Annotated in this window: 18 protein-coding genes and 1 pseudogene; 8 read left to right on the forward strand and 11 right to left on the reverse strand. The window is 62.3% G+C overall.

Annotation, left to right across the window (positions count from 1 at the left end):
- Nucleotides 1-11 precede the first annotated feature (11 nt).
- Nucleotides 12-3,719, forward strand: a complete 3,708-nt coding sequence (gene putA / locus HJB83_RS20535) for a trifunctional transcriptional regulator/proline dehydrogenase/L-glutamate gamma-semialdehyde dehydrogenase (protein ID WP_221132524.1) — start codon at nucleotides 12-14, stop codon at nucleotides 3,717-3,719.
- Nucleotides 3,720-3,888: 169 nt separating this feature from the next.
- Nucleotides 3,889-6,413, forward strand: a pseudogene (locus HJB83_RS20540) (methyl-accepting chemotaxis protein).
- Nucleotides 6,414-6,527: 114 nt separating this feature from the next.
- On the opposite strand, the gene HJB83_RS20545 reads toward HJB83_RS20540, so the two are convergent.
- From HJB83_RS20545 to ltnD, 9 genes are all read right to left on the reverse strand, one after another.
- Nucleotides 6,528-7,853: an FAD-binding oxidoreductase gene (locus HJB83_RS20545; protein ID WP_221132525.1), complete on the reverse strand. Its 1,326-nt coding sequence runs from the start codon at nucleotides 7,851-7,853 to the stop codon at nucleotides 6,528-6,530.
- Between the two features lie 448 nt (nucleotides 7,854-8,301).
- Nucleotides 8,302-9,957, reverse strand: a complete 1,656-nt coding sequence (locus tag HJB83_RS20550) for an ABC transporter ATP-binding protein (RefSeq protein WP_221132526.1) — start codon at nucleotides 9,955-9,957, stop codon at nucleotides 8,302-8,304.
- A complete protein-coding gene (locus HJB83_RS20555) occupies nucleotides 9,954-10,820 on the reverse strand; it encodes an ABC transporter permease (RefSeq protein WP_207584633.1) in 867 nt (288 codons plus the stop codon). The genes HJB83_RS20550 and HJB83_RS20555 overlap by 4 nt, the downstream gene beginning before the upstream one ends.
- On the reverse strand, nucleotides 10,817-11,767 hold the full coding sequence (locus tag HJB83_RS20560) for an ABC transporter permease (RefSeq protein WP_221132527.1): 951 nt from the start codon (nucleotides 11,765-11,767) through the stop codon (nucleotides 10,817-10,819). Before HJB83_RS20560 ends, HJB83_RS20555 begins: the two co-directional genes overlap by 4 nt.
- An 89-nt stretch (nucleotides 11,768-11,856) precedes the next feature.
- Nucleotides 11,857-13,467: an ABC transporter substrate-binding protein gene (locus HJB83_RS20565; RefSeq protein WP_207584635.1), complete on the reverse strand. Its 1,611-nt coding sequence runs from the start codon at nucleotides 13,465-13,467 to the stop codon at nucleotides 11,857-11,859.
- A gap of 62 nt (nucleotides 13,468-13,529) precedes the next feature.
- Complete coding sequence (locus tag HJB83_RS20570) at nucleotides 13,530-14,243, reverse strand: HAD-IA family hydrolase (protein WP_221132528.1); 714 nt, start codon at nucleotides 14,241-14,243, stop codon at nucleotides 13,530-13,532.
- A 726-nt stretch (nucleotides 14,244-14,969) separates the two neighbouring features.
- Nucleotides 14,970-16,250 (reverse strand): 3-oxo-tetronate kinase, encoded by a 1,281-nt coding sequence (gene otnK, locus HJB83_RS20575; protein WP_221132529.1) that lies wholly within the window; start codon nucleotides 16,248-16,250, stop codon nucleotides 14,970-14,972.
- A 3-nt stretch (nucleotides 16,251-16,253) separates the two neighbouring features.
- Complete coding sequence (gene otnI / locus HJB83_RS20580; RefSeq protein ID WP_207584638.1) at nucleotides 16,254-17,030, reverse strand: 2-oxo-tetronate isomerase; 777 nt, start codon at nucleotides 17,028-17,030, stop codon at nucleotides 16,254-16,256.
- A gap of 13 nt (nucleotides 17,031-17,043) precedes the next feature.
- On the reverse strand, nucleotides 17,044-17,988 hold the full coding sequence (gene ltnD, locus HJB83_RS20585; protein WP_221132530.1) for an L-threonate dehydrogenase: 945 nt from the start codon (nucleotides 17,986-17,988) through the stop codon (nucleotides 17,044-17,046).
- Between the two features lie 339 nt (nucleotides 17,989-18,327).
- On the opposite strand from ltnD, the gene HJB83_RS20590 reads away from it, so the two are divergent.
- Both HJB83_RS20590 and HJB83_RS20595 read left to right on the forward strand, forming a co-directional pair.
- Nucleotides 18,328-19,326, forward strand: coding sequence for a LacI family DNA-binding transcriptional regulator (locus HJB83_RS20590; protein ID WP_221132531.1), 999 nt, complete (start codon nucleotides 18,328-18,330; stop codon nucleotides 19,324-19,326).
- 15 nt (nucleotides 19,327-19,341) lie between these two features.
- Nucleotides 19,342-20,010 (forward strand): aldolase, encoded by a 669-nt coding sequence (locus HJB83_RS20595; RefSeq protein ID WP_207584642.1) that lies wholly within the window; start codon nucleotides 19,342-19,344, stop codon nucleotides 20,008-20,010.
- A gap of 63 nt (nucleotides 20,011-20,073) precedes the next feature.
- On the opposite strand, the gene HJB83_RS20600 is transcribed toward HJB83_RS20595, so the two are convergent.
- Both HJB83_RS20600 and HJB83_RS20605 read right to left on the reverse strand, forming a co-directional pair.
- Nucleotides 20,074-21,117 (reverse strand): tartrate dehydrogenase, encoded by a 1,044-nt coding sequence (locus HJB83_RS20600; protein ID WP_207584643.1) that lies wholly within the window; start codon nucleotides 21,115-21,117, stop codon nucleotides 20,074-20,076.
- A 292-nt stretch (nucleotides 21,118-21,409) separates the two neighbouring features.
- Entirely contained in the window at nucleotides 21,410-21,721 is a 312-nt protein-coding gene (locus HJB83_RS20605; protein ID WP_207584644.1) for a hypothetical protein, read from the reverse strand.
- Between HJB83_RS20605 and HJB83_RS20610 the strand changes: the two genes are divergently transcribed.
- From HJB83_RS20610 to HJB83_RS20625, 4 genes are all read left to right on the forward strand, one after another.
- Nucleotides 21,666-21,884, forward strand: coding sequence for a hypothetical protein (locus HJB83_RS20610; RefSeq protein WP_207585205.1), 219 nt, complete (start codon nucleotides 21,666-21,668; stop codon nucleotides 21,882-21,884). The genes HJB83_RS20605 and HJB83_RS20610 overlap by 56 nt on opposite strands.
- A 172-nt stretch (nucleotides 21,885-22,056) precedes the next feature.
- The gene (locus HJB83_RS20615) at nucleotides 22,057-22,962 is read left to right on the forward strand and encodes a LysR family transcriptional regulator (protein WP_207584645.1); all 906 of its coding nucleotides are present in this window, start codon (nucleotides 22,057-22,059) and stop codon (nucleotides 22,960-22,962) included.
- 62 nt (nucleotides 22,963-23,024) lie between these two features.
- Nucleotides 23,025-24,212, forward strand: coding sequence for an HPP family protein (locus HJB83_RS20620; protein ID WP_221132532.1), 1,188 nt, complete (start codon nucleotides 23,025-23,027; stop codon nucleotides 24,210-24,212).
- A complete protein-coding gene (locus HJB83_RS20625; protein ID WP_207584647.1) occupies nucleotides 24,206-24,484 on the forward strand; it encodes a DUF6522 family protein in 279 nt (92 codons plus the stop codon). Before HJB83_RS20620 ends, HJB83_RS20625 begins: the two co-directional genes overlap by 7 nt.
- Nucleotides 24,485-24,726: the final 242 nt, after the last annotated feature.

The raw sequence follows: 24,726 nt of genomic DNA on the forward strand, positions 1-24,726 counted from the left end.
TAGGGACTCCCATGTTGAACGCAGCGATCGACCCCGCATCCTCCAGTAATCCCGCCAATGGCGCGCCGTTCTCCGGTTTTGCCCCGCCGATCCGGCCGCAATCCGAGCTTCGCCAGGCGATCACGGCTGCCTATCGCCGCCCGGAAACCGAATGCCTGCCGCCGCTCGTTGCCGCCGCGCGCGTCTCCGAGGCGAAACGCTATGACATTCGCAGCACGGCCCGCACGCTGATCGAGGCTTTGCGCGCCAAACACAAGGGCACCGGCGTCGAAGGGCTGGTGCAGGAATATTCGCTTTCCAGCCAGGAAGGCGTGGCGCTCATGTGCCTTGCCGAAGCGCTGCTGCGCATTCCCGATACGGACACACGCGATGCGCTGATCCGCGACAAGATCGCCGAGGGCAACTGGGCCTCGCATATCGGCGGCGGCAAATCCATGTTCGTCAACGCCGCCACCTGGGGCCTCGTCGTCACCGGCAAGCTGACCTCGACGGTCAACGACCGCAGCCTGTCGGCAGCGCTGACGCGGCTGATCGCGCGCGCCGGCGAGCCGGTCATCCGTCGCGGCGTCGATATGGCGATGCGCATGATGGGCGAGCAGTTCGTCACCGGCGAAACGATCGAGGAAGCGCTGAAGCGTGCCCGGCCGCTGGAAGCGCGCGGCTTCCGTTATTCCTACGACATGCTGGGCGAGGCCGCGACGACGGCCGCCGACGCCGAACGTTATTTCAAGGATTACGAAAAGGCGATCCACGCCATTGGCAAGGCCTCGGACGGGCGCGGCATCTATGATGGCCCTGGTATTTCGATCAAGCTTTCGGCCCTGCATCCCCGCTACGTGCGGGCGCAGGCCGGCCGGGTGATGAGCGAGCTGCTGCCGAAGGTCAGGGCGCTGGCCGTTCTCGCCAAGACCTATGATATCGGCCTCAACATCGATGCCGAGGAGGCCGACCGGCTGGAGCTTTCGCTCGATCTGCTCGAGGAGCTCTGCTTCGCCCCTGATCTCACCGGCTGGAACGGGCTGGGCTTTGTCGTCCAGGCCTACGGCAAGCGCTGCCCCTTTGTGCTCGATTACGTCATCGATCTCGCCCGTCGTTCCGGGCGCCGGGTCATGGTGCGTCTGGTCAAGGGCGCTTATTGGGATGCGGAGATCAAACGCGCCCAGCTGGACGGTCTCGACGACTATCCGGTCTATACCCGCAAGATCTACACCGACGTCGCCTATATCGCCTGCGCCCGCAAGCTGCTGAACGCACCGGATGCCGTCTTCCCGCAATTCGCCAGCCACAATGCGCAGACGCTCGCCACCATCTATCATCTTGCCGGTCCGGATTTCGCTGTCGGCAAATACGAGTTCCAGTGCCTGCACGGCATGGGCGAACCTCTCTACGATGAAGTCGTCGGCAAGGAAAAACTCGACCGGCCCTGCCGTATCTATGCGCCGGTGGGTACGCATGAGACGCTGCTTGCCTATCTGGTGCGGCGCCTTCTGGAAAACGGCGCCAATTCCTCTTTCGTGCATCGCATCTCCGATCCGCACGTCTCCGTCGAGGCGCTGATTGCCGATCCCGCCGAGACCGTTGCCGCCATGCCGGTCGTCGGCGCCCCGCACGCGCAGATCGCCTCGCCGAAGGCGCTTTACGGCAGTGCCCGCGCCAATTCCGACGGCCTCGATCTCTCGAACGAGGCGACCCTTTCCGATCTGGCGCAGACGCTTGTTTCCTCGGCAGCGAGCCCATGGCATGCGGGTCCGATCCTTGCCGATGGCTCCACGGACGGGGTGACGCGTGACGTCCTTAATCCTGCCGATCACCGCGACATCGTCGGCACGGTCACCGAGCTGAAGGTCGAGGAAGCAGCCCGGATCGTTGCCATGGCTGCCGAGCATGCGCCGCAATGGGCCGCCGTATCGCCCGCGGAGCGTGCCGCTTGCCTGGAGCGGGCGGCCGACATTATGCAGGCCCGCATCAAGACGCTGATGGGCATCATCATGCGCGAGGCCGGCAAATCGGCGGCCAATGCCGTCGGCGAGGTGCGTGAGGCGATCGACTTCCTGCGTTATTACGCCGAGCAGGCGCGCAAGACCCTCGGGCCGTCCCATGCGCCTCTCGGCCCGATCGTCTGCATCAGCCCGTGGAATTTCCCGTTGGCGATTTTCACCGGGCAGGTTGCCGCAGCCTTGGTGGCCGGAAATCCCGTGCTTGCCAAACCCGCCGGTGTCACGCCGATCATCGCTTCGGAGAGCGTGAAGATCCTCCACGAGGCGGGCGTGCCTGTGGCCGCCTTGCAGTTCGTGCCCGGCAGCGGTCGCCTCGGCGCCGGCATGGTGGGTGCCCCGGAAACAGCGGGTGTCATGTTTACCGGCTCGACCGAAGTCGCCCGGATGATCCAGGCGCAGCTGGCTGAACGGCTGTCTTCGACCGGCAAGCCGATCCCGCTGATTGCCGAAACCGGCGGCCAGAACGGCATGATCGTCGACTCCTCGGCCTTGGCCGAACAGGTGGTGGCCGATGTCATTGCGTCGGCTTTCGACAGCGCCGGCCAGCGGTGCTCGGCGCTCCGCGTCCTCTGCCTGCAGGATGATGTCGCCGACCGGACCCTCGCCATGCTGAAGGGCGCCTTCCGCGAGTTGACGATCGGCCGCACCGATCGGCTGAGCATCGATGTCGGACCCGTCATCAACGATGGCGCAAAGGCGGAGATCGACCAGCATATCGAGCAGATGCGTGGCATGGGTCGCAAGGTGGATCAACTGCCGCTGCCCGAAAGTGCGGCGGCCGGCACCTTCGTTCCGCCGACGATCATCGAGATCAAGTCCCTGTCGGACCTGACGAGGGAGATCTTCGGGCCGGTCCTGCATGTCGTCCGCTTCAAGCGAAACGGGCTCGACCGCCTGATCGACGACATCAACGCATCGGGTTACGGCCTCACCTTCGGGCTTCACACCCGGCTTGACGAAACGATCGCGCATGTGACCAGCCGCATCAAGGCCGGCAACCTCTACGTCAACCGCAACATCATCGGCGCTGTCGTCGGCGTGCAGCCTTTCGGCGGCCGCGGCCTGTCGGGCACCGGTCCGAAGGCCGGCGGTCCGCTCTATATCGGCCGGCTGGTGCAGCGTGCTCCGGTGCCGCCGCAGCAGGATTCCGTTCATACGGACCTCGCCCTTCGCGACTATATCGTCTGGCTCGACAAGAAGGGCTTGCCGGGCGAGGGAGAGGCAGCGCGTGGCTATGCGAGCCGTTCAGCGCTCGGACTTGAGCGTGAACTCACCGGCCCCGTCGGCGAGCTCAATCTCTATGCGCTCCATCCCCGCGGCCGCATTCTTGCCGTGCCGCAGACCGAAAGCGGGCTGCATCGCCAGATCGCCGCAGCCCTGTCGACCGGCAACCACATCGTCGTGGATGCGGGCTCCCTATCGAAATCGGTCCTGGCGGATCTCCCGGCGGCTGTCGCCGGCCGGGTTTCCTGGACGTCGGATTGGGAAAAGGAGGGGCCGTTCTCGGGCGCGCTCGTCGAAGGGGATCACGACAGTGTTCTGGTCGTCAATCGGAAGATCGCTGCTCTGCCCGGCCCGCTTCTGTTGGTCCAGGCCGCGACGATCGAGGAATTGGCGAGCGATCCCGAGGCCTATTGCTTGAACTGGCTGCTGGAAGAGGTGTCGACCTCGATCAACACCGCCGCTGCCGGCGGCAATGCCAGCCTGATGGCCATTGGCTGAGGAAACCGGATGGGGGCGTAGACAATGCGCCCTCTCCGCATGTTCCGCCAAAACTCGACACCATTGACCATTGTTTTAACAGTCGTGACTATTGTGGTGCGCTGAGGCGCGGCAACCCAACAGAGGGCTGCCGGTAAAAGTGCCTATTTTCCTGGGGCGGGGCTTCCTTATGGCGTTGCAGCGTATGCGGATCGTGACGAAGGTCCTCTTCTTCGTGGTGCCGCTGATCGTCCTCATCGCCGGCATCGGGCTTTTCGGCTATTCACCGCCGGTACGCTGAACGGGCAGATGACCCTGACCCGGCAGACGATCGAAGCTCTTTCTAGCTTTCAGCAACTGCGATCGGCTCTGACCGCCTTTACCGATCTTCCCACTGCCGCCACCCGCGATCGTCTGATCGCCAGCATTTCCGATCAGAATAAGGGCGCTGCGACGCTCGATGCGATGCTCTCCGATCCCGCGCAGAAACAGCAGATATCCATGGTGCGTGAACTAGGGGGCAAGATGCAGGGCGGCGCCGACGCGCTCTGGGCGGTGGCGCAGGAGCGCGCCAGTAACGAACAGGCGATCGACGACGCGGTCGCCCAACTGTTCAAGGAAAGCCAGACCGCCCGCAAACAGCTCGACGTTCTCCAGGATCAGGCGAATGGCAAGGAGGCCTTTGTCCGGGCGCTTCTTCTCGACGCCTCGGCCTATAAGAATCTGGCTGGACGCATTACAAAACTGCGCAAGGCGACCGGAGGGGCGACCGATCCCCAGAAGCTTGCCCAGGCGATCGCCAGCCTCCTGCCGCCGCTTGTCAAGGAGACGGGCGAAAGCGAGGCGCTTGCCTCCGAGAAAGCTCAAAGCCAGATTGCAGCGCTGAAGCCGATGCTGGACAAGCTCGCGGTCATGGCCAAGGACAGCAGCTTGTCGCTCGAGAGTTACGCTCCCGTCGACCAGGACCTGCAGGGCTTTCAGGAGCAGTTTGCAAAACTCGCCTCCGGCAATGCGGACACCGCGATCGAGCGCTTTGCCGGCATGGATGCGAGCATATCAACGCTTCGCTCAATGGTGATGATCGTCAACGCCGCTTACAAATCGATCGACGATCTGCGCCTGCACCTGAGCGAACGGAACAGACGCGTCGACGCCGAGGCGCGGGATGCGCCTCTCGCCGATCTCAAGGCGCTGCGCGAAAGCGCCGCGACGCTTGCGCCTTTGAGCGGGCGAAATGCCGCGCTGCAGGATCTCGCGAAAGAGATCGAGCCTTCGCTTGCGGCGATCGAAAAGGATACGTCGCTTCTGATTTCGATTGCGGATCGGTGGCGGGCAGAGAAGGGGGCGGCCACCGAGCTCGTGGCCTCGGCAAGCCACACGCTCGAGCAGTTCGTCAGCACGGCGCAGGAGAGCGGCAAGGAAATCAGCCAGCGCTCGGCGACGATGTCGCTCGCGGCGATGATTGCGGGCACTGTGCTTGCGATCATCGGCGGCCTCATGCTGATCGAAACCCTGCGCGGGCCGCTGAAGCGGATTACCCAGACGATGATGCGGCTTGCCGACGGCGATCTGAACGTGCCGATCGGTGACGGCAAGCGCGGCGACGAGATCGGCGACATGATCCGATCGGTCACCGTCTTCCGCGATCAGGCGCTTGAGAAGACCAGGCTGGAAGAGGTGGCCGAAGCAAACAGGGCGCGGGACGAACGGGAGCAGGCCCGCCGCGCCGCCGAACAGGCGCGTGTCGAGGCTGAACAGAGCGAGGCTCTCAATGCTCTGTCGGACATGCTCGGCAAACTTGCCAATGGCAACCTTGCCGCCGAAATGAGCGAGGATCTGGCCGCAGATTATGTCGCCATGGCGAAAACCTACAATCACGCCATCGATGCGCTGCGCCTGACGCTCGCCGAGGTCCGCAACACGACCTACGAGATCGCCGAGGGCAGCACCAACCTTTCGGGAGCCGCCGACGATCTGGCGCGGCGCACGGAACAGCAGGCCGCGTCCCTCGAGGAAAGTTCGCGGGTACTGGGCGAATTGACCGTCAGCGTGCGGACGACAGCCGAAAACGCCCGTCAGACCTCGCTTTCGGTTGGCGAAGCCCACCGTCAGGCGGAGCATTCCGCGGCCGTCGTCGCCAAGGCCGTCGACGCCATGGGCGCCATCAATCGCTCATCCGAAAAAGTCAGCAGCATCATCGGCGTGATCGACGAGATCGCCTTCCAGACTAATCTCCTCGCCCTCAATGCCGGCGTGGAAGCGGCGCGCGCAGGAGAGGCCGGCAGAGGTTTTGCCGTCGTCGCCCAGGAGGTGCGCGAGCTTGCGCAGCGCTGCGCAAAGGCTGCCCGCGAGATCAAGGATCTCATCTCCACCAGCGCATCGCAGGTCGGCGCGGGCGTCAGGCTCGTCGAGGAGACCGGCGAGGCGCTTTCCTCGATCATGGTGCACTTCACCGCGATCAACGGGCTGGTGCAGGTCATCTCGACTGCGACGACCACGCAATATAAGGGGATCGATGAGGTGAACAACGCCGTTCGAGACGTCGAGCACATCACCCAGCACAACGCCGCCATGGTCGAGGAAAATACGGCGGAAATTCATCGGCTTCGGCAGCAGGTGGAAGTATTGAACGAAAGAATCTCTCACTTTCAGACGGCCGACGGTCGCAAGGCCGCCTCGCCTGCCAACAGTCCGCGGATGTCCGTGGCCTCCTGAACACTTGCTGTCCCCGGTCTTTTTGAGGCGACAGATGAGTCTCCTGTCGGGATCGACCCATTCACCACCGAATTTGTGGGCGTTTCATGAAGCTCTCTTTCGGCCGAGCCGCATTCAAAAATCGGCCACTTTGCCCCAGGCGGACGTTCCGAATCGGTCGGGATTGTACGGCCGGGGATCGACGATCGGCTCGTCGCCTGTGACGATATCGGCAATCAGATGACCGGCGCCTGGCCCGATGCCGAAGCCATGGCCGCTGAATCCCGCAGCGAGGATGAAACCCGGAAGCGTGGCGATCTCGCCGATCCCCGGCACGCCGTCCGGCGTGCTGTCGATATAGCCCGCCCAGGCCGCGCTGATGCTCGTTTTTTTCAAGGCGGGCAGAAGCTCGAGTGCCCGTGAATGCGTGAGGGCAATGGTGGCCTGGTTGACCGCCGGGTCGAGGATGCGCATGCGCTCCATCGGCGTCGGCCTGTCGAGCCGCCAGCGTGCCAGAGACTCGTGACCGGAGCGAAACCCCTCCAACCCACCGGGTGCGAGACTGCGCCAGCGCCGGGCGAACATCGGCAAGAACTGCGACGCGAAGCGGAGCTGCTGCGCCGTGGGATCGACGCGGCCGCGGCCGCTGATCGCCAGCGTGTAGCCGCCATCGCTGCGGCGCGTGACGGAGACCGCAGATGTGTGCAGTGCATCCGGCAGGCCGCTGGCGCCCGGTGAAACGGAAAGGATCGACGAACGGATCGATGCCTGCGGAAATCGAATGCCCAGCTGGCGGCAGAAGGAGGAGGCCCAGGCGCCGCCGGCGAGGATCGCGATTTTTGTCCGGATCGTGCCATGCTCCGTGACGACGCCCGAGAGCCTGCCGCCTTCGACGGCGATGCCGCGGGCCGCACAGGACTGATGCACCGTGCCGCCGAGCTTCAGGATCGCGCGCGCGACGGCCGGCGCGGCACGTGCCGGATCGGCAGTGCCGTCGGTCGGCGAAAATACCCCGCCTTTCCACGCGGTGCCGGTGGCGCGCCCGCGTTCGGTCGCTTCTACGCCGCTCAGCATATGCGTCGTGACGCCGACCGAGCGCGCGAAATCCCGCCAGCGTGCCCAGCCGGCCAGTTCCTCGTCGCTATTGCTGAGATAGAAGAGGCCGCAGCGGCGAAAACCCGTGTCCTCCCCGGTCTCGGTGGCGAAGCGCTCCCAGAGATCGAGGCTCTTCGTCGACATCGGCAGTTCACGGGCGTCGCGGTTCTGCTGCCGGCACCAGCCCCAGTTGCGGCTTGATTGCTCCGCACCGATGAGGCCCTTCTCGACGAGGGCGACTTTCAATCCGCGCCGGGCCAGATAATAGGCCGCGAAAACACCGACGATGCCGGCGCCGATCACCACCGTATCGGCGGCGGTGGGCAGCTCCGGCGTGGTGTCGATGCGATCGAGTGGTGCGGGCATGGCAGGGTCTCCGTTTCAGCCTGTAGTCTAGCGGATCTGGCGCCACGCCTTTGCCGCAGTTGAGATGGCGGCAGCAGAAGATTCCGTCTTGCGGGGAGCCCGGCAGCCATTCGTGCTTCCGCCTATGTCGGAACGTGGTCAGCGTCGCCTCATCGGTTGAGTAGTCGATGTCGGAGAAGCCGCATCGCTATCTTCCGCGTCCTTAGCGATCTCAAACGGAGAAGGTGTAGGATCAGACTCGATCGGAACGAGGTAAGATCCTTTGCGGATTGCAGAAGAATGGCCGGTTCACGAATGCCAGAACAGGATGATTTTAGGCCGAGTCGGCCTAAAATCTGAATCCTGTTCTACATTATAGAGTTAGAGCATGATGTCGTCCGAAAACCGCTCACACTTTTCGGCATCATGCTCTAAACGTTGCCGGACAAAACGATCAGCACGCCGACCCTTATTGCCGACAATAGGCCCGCACCAATTCCGGATCCTGCTGGAGCCCATCAAGCCAGGCCGGATCAAGCGTCGGCACTGATGAGAAGAGCAGTTGCGAATAGGGGTGCGTCGGCGCCTTCACCGTCGAGTGGGTGATTTCCTCAACCTTCCGGCCCCCATACATCACCACGATCTCGTCGCAGATCGCCTCCACGACCGAGAGATCATGGCTGATGAAGATGTAGGAGAGGCCGAGTTCGCGCTGCAATTCCTTGAGCAGGTCGATTACCGCGGCGGCAACCACGGTGTCGAGCGCCGAGGTAATCTCGTCGCAGAGGATCAGCTTTGGATCGGCGGCGAGCGCCCGGGCGAAGTTGACGCGCTGCTTCTGCCCGCCCGAAAGTTCTCCCGGCCGGCGATGGCGGAGGTTGCGGGGCAGGCGAACCATGTCGAGCAGTTGATCGATCCGGGCGTTTCGCGCCTGCCGATCCATGCGGTGGTAAAAAACCAGCGGCCTCGCGAGGATGTCCTCAACCGATTTTGCCGGGTTGAGAGCGGTATCGGCATATTGGAAGACGATCTGCATCTCGCGCAGCTGGTCGCGCGAGCGCTCGCGAGCGCTGCGGCGCAATTCCGTTCCGTCGAAGACGATCTTGCCGACTGCGGCCGGCAGGATGCCGGCGATGGTGCGGGCGAGCGTTGATTTGCCGCAACCGGATTCTCCGATGATGCCGAGATTGCGCCCTTTTTCCACCTTCAGGCTCACGTGCTCGACCGCGCGAACGAGGGGCAGGCCGTCGGCCTGGCGTTGTCCATAACCCGCAACGAGATCGTCGATCTTCAGAAGCGGCTCCGTCGCGCTTCCTATAGCGCCTGCTACGCCACGCGATTTCGGCTCAAAGGCTGCGAGCAGCTCTCTGGTATAGGGGTGCTTCGCGTTATTGAGGATTTCCTTGGTCGTGCCGGTTTCCTGGGTCTCCCCGTCTTTCAACACGACGATGCGATCTGCGATCTGCGCGACGACGGCAAGGTCGTGCGAGACATAGACACCGGCTATGCCGCCCTTCTTCATGACCGACTTGAAAGCGCGCAGCACTTCGATCTGGGTGGTCACGTCGAGTGCCGTCGTCGGCTCGTCGAAGATGACTAGGCTCGGGTCGCCGATCAGCGCCATGGCCGCCGCCAGACGCTGCAGCTGGCCGCCGGAAACCTGGTGGGGATAACGGCTGCCGATCGTCTCGGGTTCGGGCAGCGACAGCGCCCGAAAGAGCTCGACTGCCCGGGCGCGCGCATCGTCCGGCGACATCAACTGATGAATACGCGTGACTTCAATCACCTGGTCCATGATCGATATGGCCGGGTTGAAGGCGGCGGCGGCTGATTGCGGGACATAGGCGACTTCGGTGCCGCGCACCTTGGCGCGCTGCTTCTCGCTAAGCGTGACCATGTCCTTGCCGCCAACCGAAACACTGCCGCCGCTGATGCGACAGCCCGTACGGGTATGGCCCATCAGGGTCAGGGCGATGGTTGTTTTGCCCGAGCCGCTCTCGCCGATCAGCGCGACGATCTCGCCCTTAGCAACGTCGAGGCTGACACCCTTGATGATCTCGACGCGTCGGCCGGAATCGGTGGTGGCCTCGACCTTCAGGTTACGGATTTCAATGAAATTGCTCATGACACGCTCCGGTCGCGAATTTTATGCGGCAGGTTGTCAATCAGCAGGTTGACGCTGATCGTCAGGCTGGCGATGGCAAGTGAAGGAAACATCACCGCCGGCGCACCGAACGGCAGCCCGCCGATGTTCTCGCGCACGAGCGCGCCCCAATCAGCATAGGGCGGCTGGACGCCAAGGCCCAGGAAGGAAAGCCCGGAAAGCAGCAGAACGATGAACACAAAACGGATCCCGAGGTCGGCAAGCACCGGTCCGACGATGTTAGGCAGGATTTCCGAGCGAATGAGATAGAGGGTGCTTTCTCCACGGATGCGCGCAACCGTGATAAAATCCATCGCATTGATGTTCACGGCAAGCGCCCGCGCGAAGCGGTAGGCGCCGGGGATGTAGATCACCGATAGCGTTATGACCAGAACCGGGACTGAGGAACCGACGGCCGCGACGACCACCAGGCCGAACAGCTTGCTCGGGATGGAATTGAGGGCGTCGAGGAGGCGGCTGAGGATCGTGTCCAGCCAGCCGCCGGCCACCGCCGCGATCATGCCGAGCACGACGCCGCAGAAGCAGGCGATCGTTACCGCCACCAGCGAGATGCCGACCGTGTAGCGGGCGCCCATCAGAATTCGCGAGAGCATGTCGCGGCCGAGATAGTCGGAGCCGAGCCAGAGTTCCCGGCTCATTGGGCCGAAATAGTCGAGATCGACAATCTCGCCGACGGGGTGGGGGATGACCAAGGGCGCGAAGATCGCGACGAGCGCCCAGGAGAGGATGACGGCAAGGCCGATGGCTCCGACGATATTGAAGCGATAGCCAAGCCGGGTTCCGGACAGCCGGCCGGACGTGGTTTCGGAACTGGTCATGGTCATCGGAGCCTCGGATTTGAAAGGATGGCGATGATGTCGGCGATGGTGATCAGCAGCAGATAGCCCAGGCAGAAGATCATCGCGCAGCTCTGGATCAACGGCAGGTCGCGGGTGGCTACCGCATCCAGCATCAGCTTGGCGATACCGGGATAATTGAAAATGGTCTCGACGATGATGACGCCTCCGAGCAGATAGGACAGTGAAAGCGCAACGGCATTGACGATCGGACCCAGCGCATTGGGAAGTGCGTGGCGAAAGACGATGCGTGGCCGCGTGGCCCCCTTGAGTAGCGCCATCTCGACATAGGGTGTGTTGAGCGTCTCGATGACAGCCGCGCGCGTCATGCGGATCATCTGAGCCGAGACGACGAAGGTGAGCGTGATCACCGGCATGGCATAGACGCGCAACATGTCGGCCAGGCTGTGAATTTCATTGGCGAAAGATAGCGCCGGCAGCCATTTCAGATAGACGGCGAAGATCAGCGCGGCGGAGGTCGCGACCATGAACTCCGGTACGGAGATCACGCCGATGGTGATCACGGTAACGATCCGGTCGTAAACAGTGCCACGCAGCATCGCCGCGGTGATCCCGAGCGCCAGAGCAATCGGCACGGAGAAGAGCGCGGTGACGCCGGCGAGTTTCAACGTGTTGACGAAGCGGCCGGCAATGAGGTCGGCGATCGGCATTTGGTTGGCATAGGACGTGCCAAGGTCGCCCTGCAGCAGTCCGACGGACCAGCGCAGGAAACGAAAGAGCGCCGGCTCGTCGAGATGCATGGCCGTGCGAAGACCTTTGATGGCTTCAGGTGTGGCCGCCTGGCCAAGCAGGATCGTCGCCGTGTCTCCCGGCAAGAGCGTTGTTGCGAAGAACACGGCGAATGAGACGATCACCAGGGTGATCAGGGCGATGAGCAATCTGCTCAGCACAAGGGATAAGACCTGGTTGTTCACGCGCGGCTCCCTTTTGGCGTTCGAATTGAGCTTAATCAACGAAAATGGAAGCCGGGGGCGCGATTGCAGCCCCGGCCCCCGGTGCTTTATCAGGCTTCGAGCCAGACATATTCGGCAAATGCGTATCCCATCTGGCCGCCGAACGGGCTGGGTTCCAAACCCTTGAGCTTGGCTGTGGTGGCGTCGACATTCGATATATAGGCTGGAATGATGGTGCCGGCTTCCTGGGCGACCATGACCTGCATCTCATTGTAGATCGCCTTGCGCTTCTCCTGGTCGAGCGTACCGCGAGCCTCGATCAGCATCTTGTCGAACTTCTCCGACTTGTATTGGCTTTCATTCCACGGAGCGTCCGAGGTGTAGAGCAGGGAGAAGAGGATGTCAGGGGTCGGCCGTGGGTTGATATTGCCGAAGTGGATCGGCGCCTTGAGCCAGTAGTTGTCCCAGTAGCCGTCGGATGGCACGCGCTGGACATCGAGCTTCATGCCGATTTCAGCACCGGCGGCCTGGATGATCATCGCCATGTCGATCGACGAGCTCGCCGCGTCGGAAGCGATGATCGGAATGGATTGGCCGAGGACGCCTGCTTTTTCGAAGTGGAACTTCGCCTTCTCGGGATCGAAGTCCCGGGCTTTCAGGTCCGCATTATGATAGAAGTTTGCTGGTGAAACGGGTTGGTCGTTGCCAACCTCGCCGAGACCGCGCAACGCCGATTTGACGATCTGTTCGCGGTTGACGAGAGACTTCATGCCTTCGATGAAGTCCCGCTTGTTACCGGGCTCCATATCCAGCCGCATATTGAGGTTGGTATAGTTGCCGGAGGTCGTCTTCGACAATGTGAACCCGTCGCCCTGAGCCTCGATGAGGCGCATGGAGCGCGGATTGATCGTGGCTGCGAGGTGGATATCGCCTGCAAGCAGGGCGTTGACGCGGGCGTTGTCGTCGCTGATTGCGAAATATTCGAAGGAATCGACGTTCGGGCCCGATTTCCAGTAGTTCTTGTTCTTGATCCCGACCGAGCGCACGCCGGGTTCGAAGACCTCCTTGACGAAAGCGCCAGTGCCATTCGCCTTCGAAAAGTCGGTCGTCCCATCGGCAACGATCATGAAGTGATGGATCGACAGGATGGTCGGCAAGTCGGCATTTGCGCTGGCGAGCATGATCTCGACGGTCTGTTTGTCGACCGCCTTGAAGCCCGTCATTTGGGCGGCGATCTTGGCGACCTTCGAACCGACGGAGGGGTCGAGATGGCGCTTCAGAGAGAATACCACGTCGTCGGCGGTCAGCGGCTTGCCATCATGAAATGTGACGCCGCTCCTCAGTTTCACCGTCCAGATCTTCGCATCTTTGGATTCAATCGCCTCGGCAAGCTCCATCTGCGGCTTGCCGCTTTTGTCGAGGATGGTAAGGCGGTTGTAGAAGGAGCAGCACCGGACATAGTCGGTGGAGAGTGACGCCTTGGCGGGGTCGAGCGTATCGGCTGTGGAGGACGACCAGCCGGCCGCCTTGAGGGCGCCGCCGGAAACGGGCGTCGCCGCAAGCGCCTTGCCGGCGCGGCCAAGCACCAGCCCGCCTGCGGACATGGCCACGCCGCCGGCGAGCATCATGTGCAGCAGCTCGCGACGGGTCGCGCCTTGACGGATGGCGGTTTCGATCATGGCGTCGTCGGAGCTGGTCCAATTGGTGATCTTGTTGTTCATCTCATTCCCCTTTTTTCTATGGCGGGCTGCCCGTTTCGGGCAGGCCCGATCCGGTTTTAAAGTCAGGCGCGTGCAGCAGCCACGGCATCTGTTAGGCCTGCCATGGACGTGAAATGGAAATCGGGTTTGGTGAACTCGACCGGCTCGATCGTTCCGCCGTAACCCTTTTGGGCGTGTCGCCGCTCGATCCAGCAATTGGCCAGCCCGAATTCCCTGGAAATCCCGATATCGTGGTACTGGCTCTGGGCGACATGCAGGATGTCGTCCTTCGAATGGCCTTCCGAGGCAACGTAGGCGAAGACCGTCGCGAAGAACGCGGGATCGGGTTTTTCGGTGCCCGTATCGTCGGCCGTGAAGGCAGCATAAAACGGATTGCCGAGTTCCTTCTCGAACAAATTAAATGCCCAGCGGCGGGCATTGGTCATCGCAACGAGGCGGTAATCCTTCCCGAGTTTGGCCAGCGCTGCGGCGCTGTCAGCGAAACCCTTCCAGCTCTTCACAGAGTCCCGTAGTCGTTCGCCATATTTTCGATCAGCAGGCAGACCGAGCTTCGGTGCGATCGCGAGGTAAACGCGCACGAGGTCGTCGGGAAATAGGCCGGCATCCTCGGAGTAGCGGGCTGCGCGATAGAGGCTAAGCGCCTGCTCGCCATCCACTGTGCTTCCCACCTCGGCCGCGATCTCGGCGAAACAGGCCTTGATGCCGCCCTCGAAGTCGATGAGCGTACCGACGACGTCGAATGTCATGTATCTGAATTCCGGAAGGCTCTTGCTCACGTGAATTCCCCAGTGTTCGGCTCCAGCGGGAGCGCGGTTTCTCGAAGAAGAATATTCTGTTCCCGCAGGCAGGATCATTGTCCCGCTCTTATGTGGAAGGCCCCGCATTTGCCGGGATCCGAGCCCTTCACCGATATTAGTTTGTCACCTGCACTGCGCCGGAATCTCCTGAAAGGCGCTATATGGCGGCACAAAATACCGAATCTGCCCCTTTCGCGATATTCTCGCGCTTGCATCGCCGGTGCACATCCGATCGGTCACAGTCTCGTCCAGCGTGAAGCGTGTGCGCCGGACGGAGCTTAGCGTTCCGGTGCAGCCGGTGGCAGTCTATCGATGAACGCCGTCACGCCCGCTGAGAAAAGGAGGGTGCTTTCAGCCCAATCGAAGATGCCGCGACTGCCGATGTTCGCTGAGCGGCGCCAGCCCCGCATCAGTCGCGCATCGCTCTGATGCGGACTCAAGCCTGCGCCAACCCAGGATGAGCCGCAATATCGATCGAGATGAACTGATTGCGCTCAGGCTATCCTTGGGTATGCAGAAGTAGCGTGTGAAGCGGGTCGCAAACGATCGGTCGAGTCGCGTCTCGACCCGACGCCTAAGATGGCACCTGGAGGGTGATGTGCCATAGCCGATTTCAAAGCCGCGCTGGCTAAGCGTAGAATTCGCGACAAGTCCAAGAATTTCTGCAAGCCCCGGCTTGGGTATCCTGCATGCGAGGGACACACCTCAGTGCATCATCGCCAGCGCTGCCGCAAAGAAATCTTCGCCTCCGAAATTTCCCGACTTCAAAGCCAGAAGCATGTCGCCCTGGGTATTGCCGACCGTGCGCAGCACCGGCACGCCGGGCGCAATCTCCGGCCCGATCAGAAATGCCGGAATGGCGAGCCTGTCGACGGCTGCCCCCGAGGTTTCGCCGCCTGCGACCACGAGCCGCCGCACGCCTCTTGCCACCAGCTCGGCGGCGATGATCGATGTGGCGGTCTCGATCGCGTGGCCGGAGGCCTCTCGTCCATAAACTGATTGCAGCCGAGACACGGTTTCGGGTGCGGCGCTCGCGGCGACCACGACGGGGCCGGCGGCGATGCGGTCTCCCGCCCAGGAAATCACCGCGGCGATCTCATCCGGGCCGGCAAGCAGCCGCTCCGGGTCGAGCCGCAGGACGGGCATCGACCGTTCGGCGACGTCGAGCTGGCGCAGCGTTGCCTTGGAACAACTGCCGGCAACGATCGCTGAAAACCCGCCAACGGGGCGAATGGCATCCGCCGGCGCTGCACCGCCGGACGATATCCGACCGGAGCGGACGAGCGCGCGGGCAAGGCCGAGACCGAGGCCGGACGCACCGGTGGACACCGGCGTTTCGAGTGCGATCTCGCCGAGCGTTTCGAGATCCCGCTCGAAAATTGCATCGGCGATGGCGGCGGTGACGCCTGCATTGCGCAGGGCGTCGAGCCTCGCCTTGATGGCGCCGCGTCCGGCCGCAATGGCTGCCAGATCGATCAGCCCGACAGCGCCACGCGATTGTCGGGTGAGGACCCGCACGAGATTGGCATCGTGCATCGGATTGAGGGGATGGTCTTTGAGCGGACTTTCGTTCAAGGGCTGTCCGCCGACGAAGAGATGGCCAAGATAGACGGTGCGTCCCGTTTCCGGGAAAGCTGGTGTAACCAGCACGACGCCGCCGCCGGCCGCATCGTTCAACGCCTCTGTGACCGGACCGATATTGCCGGCATCGGTGGAATCGAAGGTCGAGCAGATCTTGTAAAGCACGTGACCCGCGCCGCGCCGGCGCAGCCATCGCTCGGCGCTGGTCGCGGCCGTCACGGCGTCCGAGGCCGGGACCGAGCGGATCTTCAGGGAAACGACGACGGCGTCGACATCCGGCAGCATGAGCGACGGATCGGGAATGCCGACCGTCTGTACCGTGCGCAGACCGTTCTTCGTCAGCGTGTTGGCGAGGTCGGAGGCGCCCGTATAGTCGTCAGCGATTGATCCGAGCAAAATAGCCATCGTCTAGCTCCGTGCAAAAGGTCTGAACCAGCCGAGGCCTTCCAGGGTGTGGCCGCGCGGGACGTATTCGCAGCCGATGAAACCGTCGTAACCCAGGCGGTCGATTTCGCTGAACAGATAGGGATAGTTCAGTTCCTCCCCTTCCGGCTCGTTGCGGGACGGCACGCTGGCAATCTGGATATGGCCGGTGATCGGCAGCAGGCGTCGCAACGCCATCGTGACGTCGCCGTGGATGATTTGACGATGATAGATGTCGAACTGGAGTTTCAGGTTCGGCAGACCGCATTCGGCAATCAGGCTTTCCGCCGCGCCGAAGTCGCTGAGGAAATATCCCGGCATGTTTCGCCGGTTGATCGGCTCGAGCAGGAGATCGATGCCTCTTTCCGCGAGCCGTCCGGCAGCGTAGGTGACGGAGCGCCGGTAAGAGGAGGAGGCGTCTTGGCCACCAGGGTCGGCGATGCCTGCCATCAGGTGCAGCCGCTTGACGCCGGTCGCCGCCGCATAGTCCAATGCCCGCTCGACATCCGCCTTCAGCGCATCGAACCGTCCGGGAAGAGCCGCGATGCCGCGCTCGCCTGCTGCCCAGTCGCCCGGCGGCAGGTTGAACAATGCCTGCTGCAGATTGTTGCGGGCAAGCCGTTCGGCGATTGCGTCCGGCGCCGCGTCGTAGGGAAAGAGATATTCGACGGCGGAGAAACCGGCATCGGCTGCGGCGTCGAAGCGATCGAGGAATGCCCATTCGTTGAACATCATCGTCAGGTTGGCGGCGAAAACCGGCATGATTGGAGTTCCTTTACAGGCTCTGCGGGTTTTTGGTGGAACCGGGCAATTCCGCGCCGGAAAGCTGGGCATAAAGCCGCGCGAGCGAGGAATCGTCGTCACGGCCCATGCCGGCGCCGGCGGCGGCCAGATACATTTGCAGGGCTGCTGCCGCGAGCGGCACCGGATAACGCTCGGAGCGGGCCATGTCTTGGACGATGCCAAGATCCTTGACGAAAATCTCGATGCTGCTGAGCGGCGTATAGTCTCCGGCCAGTACATGCGGCACGCGGTTTTCGAACATCCACGAATTGCCGGCCGAGGCCGTGATCACCTCATAGACCTTGTCGAGGTCGAGGCCTTGCTTGGCGGCAAACGTTATCGCTTCACAGGCGGCTGCGATGTGTACCCCAGCGAGAAGCTGGTTGATCATCTTGAAGGCCGCGCCCGCTCCGGCCGCATCGCCGAGTTCGTAGACCTTGCCGGCCATGGCGTCGAGACCCGGACGGGCGGTGTCGAAGGCCTGTCTGGAGCCGGACGCCATGATCGTCAGTTCGCCCAGCGCCGCCTTGGCCGCGCCGCCCGAAATCGGCGCGTCGAGATAGTGCAGGCCGAGAGCCTCGACCCGTTGTGCCAGATCGCGTGCGACCGCAGGATCCATGGTTGCCGACGAGATGAAAACGGCCCCGGGCTTCATCATCCTCGCGACGCCTTCGGGGCCGAACAACACGGCCTCGGTCTGCGCGCCGTTGACGACCACGGAGACGACGATGTTGGCGCCCTTCGCCGCGCCGGCTAGGGTCGCCGCGCCACGTCCGCCATCGGCGATGAAGCGGTCCACTGCCGCTTGCGTGATGTCATATCCAACGACATCGAGCCCCGCGCGCTTCATCGACCGGGCCATTCCGAGCCCCATGGAACCAAGGCCGATGACGGCCGCGACGACGGCAGGCCCCGAGTTTTCAGCAAATGGCGACATCAGGAGGTTCTCCAGTCCAGTGAGAAAAAGTCTGTGCTCCGCCGGGTGCAATCCCGGAGAGGCTTTAGAGCGCAGTGCGTCTGTAAGACGCGCCAAGGACACAGAGTCATGATTTTCTCCTCCGATTGTTGCCGCGGTCTCCTGCCGGTCCTCCCGCAGCACGCCAAGTGGCAGCGCTGCCATCTGCATTAGTCTATTTTGGCAGCGCTGCCAACACCAAATTGGTAGCGCTGCCAAAAAAACCTTGCTTATTGGCAGGGGCAGTGAAAAATGGTGACAGCGAGGTGGTTGCCGGCCGACATCTAGCAGCCATCCCAAAAGCGTGAGTTCAGACATACCATGGAATTCAAACAGCAGGTGACGATAACGCTTGCCGAAGTCGCGGAAGCGGCCGGTGTTGGCGAGAGTACGGTGTCGCGTGTGCTGCGCAATCACGGCTCGTTTTCCGGCAAGACGCGGGAGCGGGTGATGGCCGCTGTCGAACGGTTGGGCTATGTGCCGAACCGGATCGCCGGGACGCTGGCCTCCACCGGTTCGCGTCTCGTTGCCTTCGTCATTCCCTCGCTGTCCAACATCGTCTTCCCCGATGTGCTGCGCGGCGCCAGCGCCGTCCTGGAGGAAAACCGTTATCAGGCGGTGTTCTCCGTCACCGACTATGATCCGGGCAAGGAGGAAGCGCTCGTCGCCGCGATGTTGGCCTGGCGGCCGGCGGCGGTCATGCTGGCCGGATACGAGCATACCGACGGGACAGTGAAGATGCTGCGCGCCAGCGGGTGCCGGGTCGTGGAACTGCTCGATCTGGACGGAGATGCGCTCGATATCGCTGTCGGTTTCTCGAACCGCGCGGCCGGGCGGGGGAGCGCTGCCTTCCTGCTTAAGCGGGGCTATCGCCGGATCGGCTATGTCGGTCACGACCTCAATCGTGATACCCGCGCCGGCAAGCGGTTTTCAAGCTTTTGCGAAACGCTCGAGGCCTCTGGCGCGCCCCTCGTCGCGCGCGAAATTCTCGCCGGCGCTTCGTCTGTGGAAAACGGCAGACTGGGGTTGGAGCGGCTGCTTGGTCGGACGACCGATCTCGATGCGGTTTATTTCTCCAACGACGATATGGCGCTGGGCGGCTATTTTCACTGTCTGGCTGAGGGGATCGCTATCCCCTCGAAGCTCGCCATTTTCGGCTATAACGGCCTCGATATCGGCCGGGCGATACCGCAGCCCTTATCGACCATCCGAACACCGCGCGTGGCGACGGGAGAGATAGCCGCACAACTGGTCGTCGCCAACGCGCCGTCCCAGGCCGTCGATCTCGGTTTTGAACTGATCGAAGGCGCAACCGCGTAATATGGAGGAAGTGTCATGTCCGACGCGCGCCAGCGTGAAGAAATTTGCCGATACGGCCGCTCGCTGTTCGAGCGCGGGCTGACGCCCGGTTCGTCGGGCAACATATCGTTGCGGCTCGATGACGGTGGCTGGCTGGTCACGCCGACCAACGCCTCGCTCGGTTTTCTCGATCCGGCACGGATCTCCAGGCTCGACGCCGAAGGCCGGCTCTTGTCCGGCGACAAGCCGACCAAGGAAATTCCGCTGCACACTGCTCTCTACGATACACGCGGCAGCGCCCGCGCCATCGTCCATCTTCACTCCACCCACGCGGTGGCGCTGACCATGCTGCCGGAGATCGATCCGCGCGCCGCCCTGCCGCCGATGACGCCATATTATCTCATGCGCGCCGGTGAAACCGCTCTGGTGCCGTATTACCGTCCCGGCGATCCAGCGGTGGCCGACGCCATCCGCGGACTGGCGGGCAAGTATTCGTCGGTGCTTCTGGCCAACCACGGACCTGTCGTTGCCGGTGACAGTCTGGAGGCGGCGGTCTTTGCGACCGAGGAACTGGAGGAAACGGCGAAGCTCTATCTGCTGTTGCGCAATCTCAATCCCCGTTACCTCAGCCCCGGGCAGGTGACCGATTTGGTCGACACGTTTGGCCTCGACCTTCCTTCGCATCACGATCACGACGACCATTGAACGGCTAGAACAAGATTCTGAGTTTAGGGCGCGAAAACCGCTCACCCTTGTCGGTACTCTGCTCTAATCGAGCGCAGACAGCACCGATGCCGTGATCGCGTCCGTCTTGTCCTTGCCGGGAATTGCGCCGATGCCGCGTGCCGTCGTCGCCTCGATTGCGGCCATTACCTCTCCGGCAGCAGCCGTTTCTCCCAGATGCTCCAGCATCATTGCGCCCGACCAGATGGCGGCAATCGGATTGGCGTTGCCGAGATGGGCGATATCCGGCGCCGAGCCGTGCACCGGTTCGAACATCGACGGCGCCGAGCGATCGGGATTGATGTTGGCGGAGGCCGCGAAGCCGAGCCCGCCCTGGATGGCGGCGCCAAGGTCGGTCAGGATATCGCCGAACAAGTTGGACGCGACGACCACATCGAGGCTTTCCGGCGCCATGACCATGCGGGCGGCCATGGCGTCGATATGGTAGCTGGTCACCTCGACATCGGGATATTCAGCGGAAAGCCTGTGGGTGATCTCGTCCCAGAAAACCATCGAATATTTCTGCGCGTTGGACTTTGTCACCGAGGCAAGCTTGCCGCGGCGCGCACGGGCTTGTTCGAAACCGAACCTCAGGATGCGCTCGACCCCTTTGCGGGTGAAGATCGAGGTCTCCACTGCCACCTCGCTGTCGGTCCCCTGATGAACACGGCCACCGGCGCCGGAATATTCGCCTTCGGTATTTTCGCGAATGCAGAGGATGTCGAAGTTCTCCGACCGCAACGGTCCCTGCACACCCGGCAGCAGCCGGTGTGGGCGGATATTGGCATATTGCACGAAAGCCTTGCGGATCGGCAGCAGAAGCCCATGCAATGAAACGGAATCCGGCACTTTGCGAGGCCATCCGACCGCCCCGAGCAGGATGGCATCGAAGGATCTCAGCGTTTCGATGCCATTGCCGGGCATCATGCTGCCGTTCGCCAGATAGTAGTCGCAGGACCAGGGATAGCTGGTTGCATCAAGAGAAAATCCGTTCGATTGAGCTGCCTTTTCGAGTACGGCCCAGGTTGCTTCCGTCACGTCGTGGCCAATGCCATCTCCGGGCAGAAGGGCGATCTTGTAGGTCTTCATCGCAGGTCCTCATAGGCTGATGAGCACACGCTTGCTCTTGCTGTTGGCGAACTGGGCTTCGCGGCCGGGACCTTGCCGATCCCAGACGGCGTATTGCGGTCGCTCGGCAATGACTTTAGAGGGAGGCTCAGGCTTTATTTGCCGAAAGTGACCGAGATTTGGTCGATTGTTGTGTTTGCGCCGGCCTCGCCAGTGAATTGTATCGAGCGGCCTGTTCCGGTCCGGGCGGAAAAGTTTCCGAGCGCACGATACCGCCAATAAGGCTGCAGTGTCCCCGTTGAGGCCGGGCGGCTCAGATAATCGAACGCAGCCCGAGATAGGTCGCCAAACTGACGGCGGAGAGGGCAATCGTCAGCTTGGGCCTTGCATCGTCGAACATGGCCGCCAATAAAAGGCCGAGCATCACGATGACAAATTTTGCCCAAAGATCCTGATCGGAGACAGTGAAAGCGATTGTCGCCAGAAAGACGGCACTTGCGACGATTGTCACAGGGGCAGCTTTCTCGGCGAGATCGCCGCCTGGGAAATATGGTAGAAGGAAACGCCGCATGCTCAAGCCTGAAGCGACGCTCAAAAGAAGACAGGTCAAGACAAGGTGCAACATGGGGTCGTCGCCGATCGATCTGCAGATGGACTTGCAGATGCAAGCGCCATGCCAGCCGCAATCGCCGTACGGCAGGGCAGTGCCGCTGCTTAATGGCTATTTCCGCGGCGTAGCGATCCTTTTTTCGGCATTCGCCTGCTTGGTCGGTTCGCGGATGGCGTGACATTCAGTGGCGATCGCGTTGGGGATTGGAGCGTGGACGATGAGCCCTCAAAACAGGCCATCCGGATTTCCGGCTCGCTTTTTCGTCCGATGCCGAAACCGGCTTGAGCTGGGACAATGATTTTTATATAGAGAATTATCCTTCTCCTTAATTCTGGAACAGAGATCTTTCATTGGACCTTTCCTCGATCGAGATATTCCTCGCCGTTGCCGGCGACCGCAGCGTTACCAAGGCTGCCAAGGCCGTCGGCCGGGTGCCATCGAATGTGACGACGCGCATCCGGCAATTGGAGGACGACCTCGGCGTTTCCCTGTTCAGCCGAGACGGCAAGAAGATGACGTTGACGCGGGAAGGCGAGACGTTTCTTGCCTATGCCAACCGGCTGATGGCGCTGGCACTCGAAGCGCGCCAGGCCGTTCGGCCTCTTGCCCCATCGGGGATATTGCGGGTCGGCACGATGGAGAGCACGGCGGCAAGCAGGCTGCCGGCGGCGCTGAGGCAGTTCAACCGGATGTGGCCTGATGTGTCGCTTCATCTGACGATGGGGGCGTCCCGCGATCTCGCCCGCGCCGTTGTGGCCGATGTGCTGGACTGCGCGCTGATTGCCCGCCCGCCCAAGATAATGCGCGGGGAAGACGTGGGTTTCGAGGCTGAACTCAAGGCGCTGGAGATGGAGCCGGTCTTTGTCGAAGATCTGTTGATCGTGCTGCCGTCCGGGCATCCCGCGGTCAAATCCGCTGCCGACCTGCGCGTCGGGTCGATTGCCGCTTTGGAGCCTGGCTGCACCTATCGCAGGATAGCCGAAAACTGGGCGCGCAAATCGAGCGCCCTGCCGACGAGCGAACTAGGCTCCTACCACGCGATCTTGGCGAGTGTGGCGACCGGGAATACGGCGGGTGTGATGCCGAGATCCGTTCTCGACCTCATGCACTGGCCGACGTCTGTTCAGACCCACCAGCTGGGGCTAGTCGAAACGCTGCTCGTCTACCGCAAGAATGATCGGCCGAGTGCGTTCAATGCATTCTATGAAGTCCTCAACGCGACAAAAGGCAGAGATATCAGGCTGGCAGCACACTAGCCCGCCCCTCTTCTTCTTCTCTCAGTCCGCCAGATAATCCTCGCTTGAAAATTGGTGTTGTCATGCCGTATCCCGTTTCCCCGAAGGTGGGATTAAGCCGCCTCCGTCGCTTCCGGTTGTTTTCACCAATTCTGGCCGGCGCGACCTTACGAGAGCGTTTGATTGCATGTGTCGGCGCTTTGCTGGCCATTGGTTTTACCGGCGTCATCAGCGGTTATCTGTTCGGGCAGGGGCCGCATCTTCCCTTGATCGTCGCGCCGATGGGGGCGTCCGCGGTGCTGCTTTTCGCGGTGCCTGCAAGCCCGCTTGCGCAGCCGTGGTCGATCATCGGTGGTAATACGATTTCCGCCCTCATGGGAATCATTGCCGCCTACTTCATTCGCGATCCGATCATCGCGACCGGTGTCGGCGTTTCGCTTGCCATCGGCGCGATGTCCTTTACGCGCTGCCTTCATCCGCCTGGCGGAGCGGCGGCGCTGACCGCGGTGCTCGGCGGTCCTGTCGTTGCCGGCTGGGGTTTCCTCTTTCCCTTCGTGCCCGTCGCTTTGAACTCCTGCATTCTCGTCGGCCTCGGCCTGCTGTTCCACAAGCTTTCCAAGCGGAATTATCCGCACGTCGTTCCGAAGCCGGCGGAGAACACCCATCAGACGATCGATCTGCCATCGGCCGTGCGGGTGGGTTTTCGTGAGGAGGATGTCGATGCCGCCCTCGAAGCGCTCGACGAAACCTTCGATGTCGATCGGGCGGACCTCGGCCGGCTGCTGCAGCAGGTCGAGCTGCAGGCAGCCATCCGCTCCAACGACAAGATCAGTTGCGCGGATATCATGTCGCGTGACGTAATCGCTATTGGCGAAGCTGCAGAACCGGTTGCCGCGCGGCATCTCCTCTTGAAGCACAATATTCGTACCCTGCCGGTGAAAGATCCAGAGGGTCGCCTCATCGGCACCGTCGGCTTGCGGGAATTATCCGAAGGTACGGAGACCATCGCGCGCGCGATCTCGAGGCCGGCGGTAGCGAGACCTTCGGATGCCGCTTTGTCGCTATTGCCCGTTCTGAGCGACGGCCGTACGCATGCCGTCATCATTGTCGATGACGATTACCGCATCCTTGGCCTGATATCGCAGACGGATCTCTTAAGCGCAGTGGCGCGGCTGCTACCGAAGGACAGCGCCCCGATCCCGGCCGTGGCCTGGGTGGCGGCGCAAACCGGGTGCCATCGGGCAGCACAGTTGGAGGATAGCCGGTGCTGATCGAGCGCGATCCGAATGGGAATTTCATTTTGGAATCAACAGAACTGGCGGAACGGTTCGGGCTGTCGCTGGCCGACCTGCGCCGTCACATGCGGCATGGCTCCGTTGTCAGCACCGTGGAAATCGGCACCGCTGAACATGAGGGCACCAGGCGGGTATCGGTTCGGCTCGGCAACAGGCTTTGGCGAGCCGTTCTGAATGATGAAAATGAAGTGCAGCAGGAGCAAATGACCGTTCTTCGGGGAAAACCCTCTGGACGGCACCCGCGCTGACACCGGTATGCATCGTGCGTGACGCGTAGATGTCGGACCGCGTCACGTATCCGACCTGTTTCACCGCGTTCGCCTGTCGTAACAGTCATGCACCCCTTCAGGGAACCGATCATCGACTCCGGCGTTCGAAATAAAGACGATAGTTGAGTTGCCCCCGGCCCAGGCGAATGGTGCCGTGTTGAAAGGCGAGTTCAAGCTGCGCTCAGGCTCGAATCCACATTTCAGCGCTATTAGCTCCCGGT

The sequence above is a fragment of the Rhizobium sp. NZLR11 genome (assembly GCF_019685115.1).
Classification (GTDB): Bacteria; Pseudomonadota; Alphaproteobacteria; order Rhizobiales; family Rhizobiaceae; genus Rhizobium.

What these genes read in the sequence shown, in the direction of transcription:
- otnK (WP_221132529.1), bottom strand. Translation starts at nt 16,250, where the DNA reads ATGGCTATTTTGCTCGGATCAATCGCTGACGACTATACGGGCGCCTCC.
- HJB83_RS20555 (WP_207584633.1), bottom strand. Translation starts at nt 10,820, where the DNA reads ATGACCATGACCAGTTCCGAAACCACGTCCGGCCGGCTGTCCGGAACC.
- HJB83_RS20545 (WP_221132525.1), bottom strand. Translation starts at nt 7,853, where the DNA reads ATGCCCGCACCACTCGATCGCATCGACACCACGCCGGAGCTGCCCACC.
- putA (WP_221132524.1), top strand. Translation starts at nt 12, where the DNA reads ATGTTGAACGCAGCGATCGACCCCGCATCCTCCAGTAATCCCGCCAAT.
- HJB83_RS20600 (WP_207584643.1), bottom strand. Translation starts at nt 21,117, where the DNA reads ATGAAGACCTACAAGATCGCCCTTCTGCCCGGAGATGGCATTGGCCAC.
- HJB83_RS20550 (WP_221132526.1), bottom strand. Translation starts at nt 9,957, where the DNA reads ATGAGCAATTTCATTGAAATCCGTAACCTGAAGGTCGAGGCCACCACC.
- HJB83_RS20595 (WP_207584642.1), top strand. Translation starts at nt 19,342, where the DNA reads ATGTCCGACGCGCGCCAGCGTGAAGAAATTTGCCGATACGGCCGCTCG.
- HJB83_RS20565 (WP_207584635.1), bottom strand. Translation starts at nt 13,467, where the DNA reads ATGAACAACAAGATCACCAATTGGACCAGCTCCGACGACGCCATGATC.
- HJB83_RS20605 (WP_207584644.1), bottom strand. Translation starts at nt 21,721, where the DNA reads ATGTTGCACCTTGTCTTGACCTGTCTTCTTTTGAGCGTCGCTTCAGGC.
- HJB83_RS20620 (WP_221132532.1), top strand. Translation starts at nt 23,025, where the DNA reads ATGCCGTATCCCGTTTCCCCGAAGGTGGGATTAAGCCGCCTCCGTCGC.
- ltnD (WP_221132530.1), bottom strand. Translation starts at nt 17,988, where the DNA reads ATGTCGCCATTTGCTGAAAACTCGGGGCCTGCCGTCGTCGCGGCCGTC.
- HJB83_RS20610 (WP_207585205.1), top strand. Translation starts at nt 21,666, where the DNA reads ATGCTCAAGCCTGAAGCGACGCTCAAAAGAAGACAGGTCAAGACAAGG.
- otnI (WP_207584638.1), bottom strand. Translation starts at nt 17,030, where the DNA reads ATGCCGGTTTTCGCCGCCAACCTGACGATGATGTTCAACGAATGGGCA.
- HJB83_RS20590 (WP_221132531.1), top strand. Translation starts at nt 18,328, where the DNA reads ATGGAATTCAAACAGCAGGTGACGATAACGCTTGCCGAAGTCGCGGAA.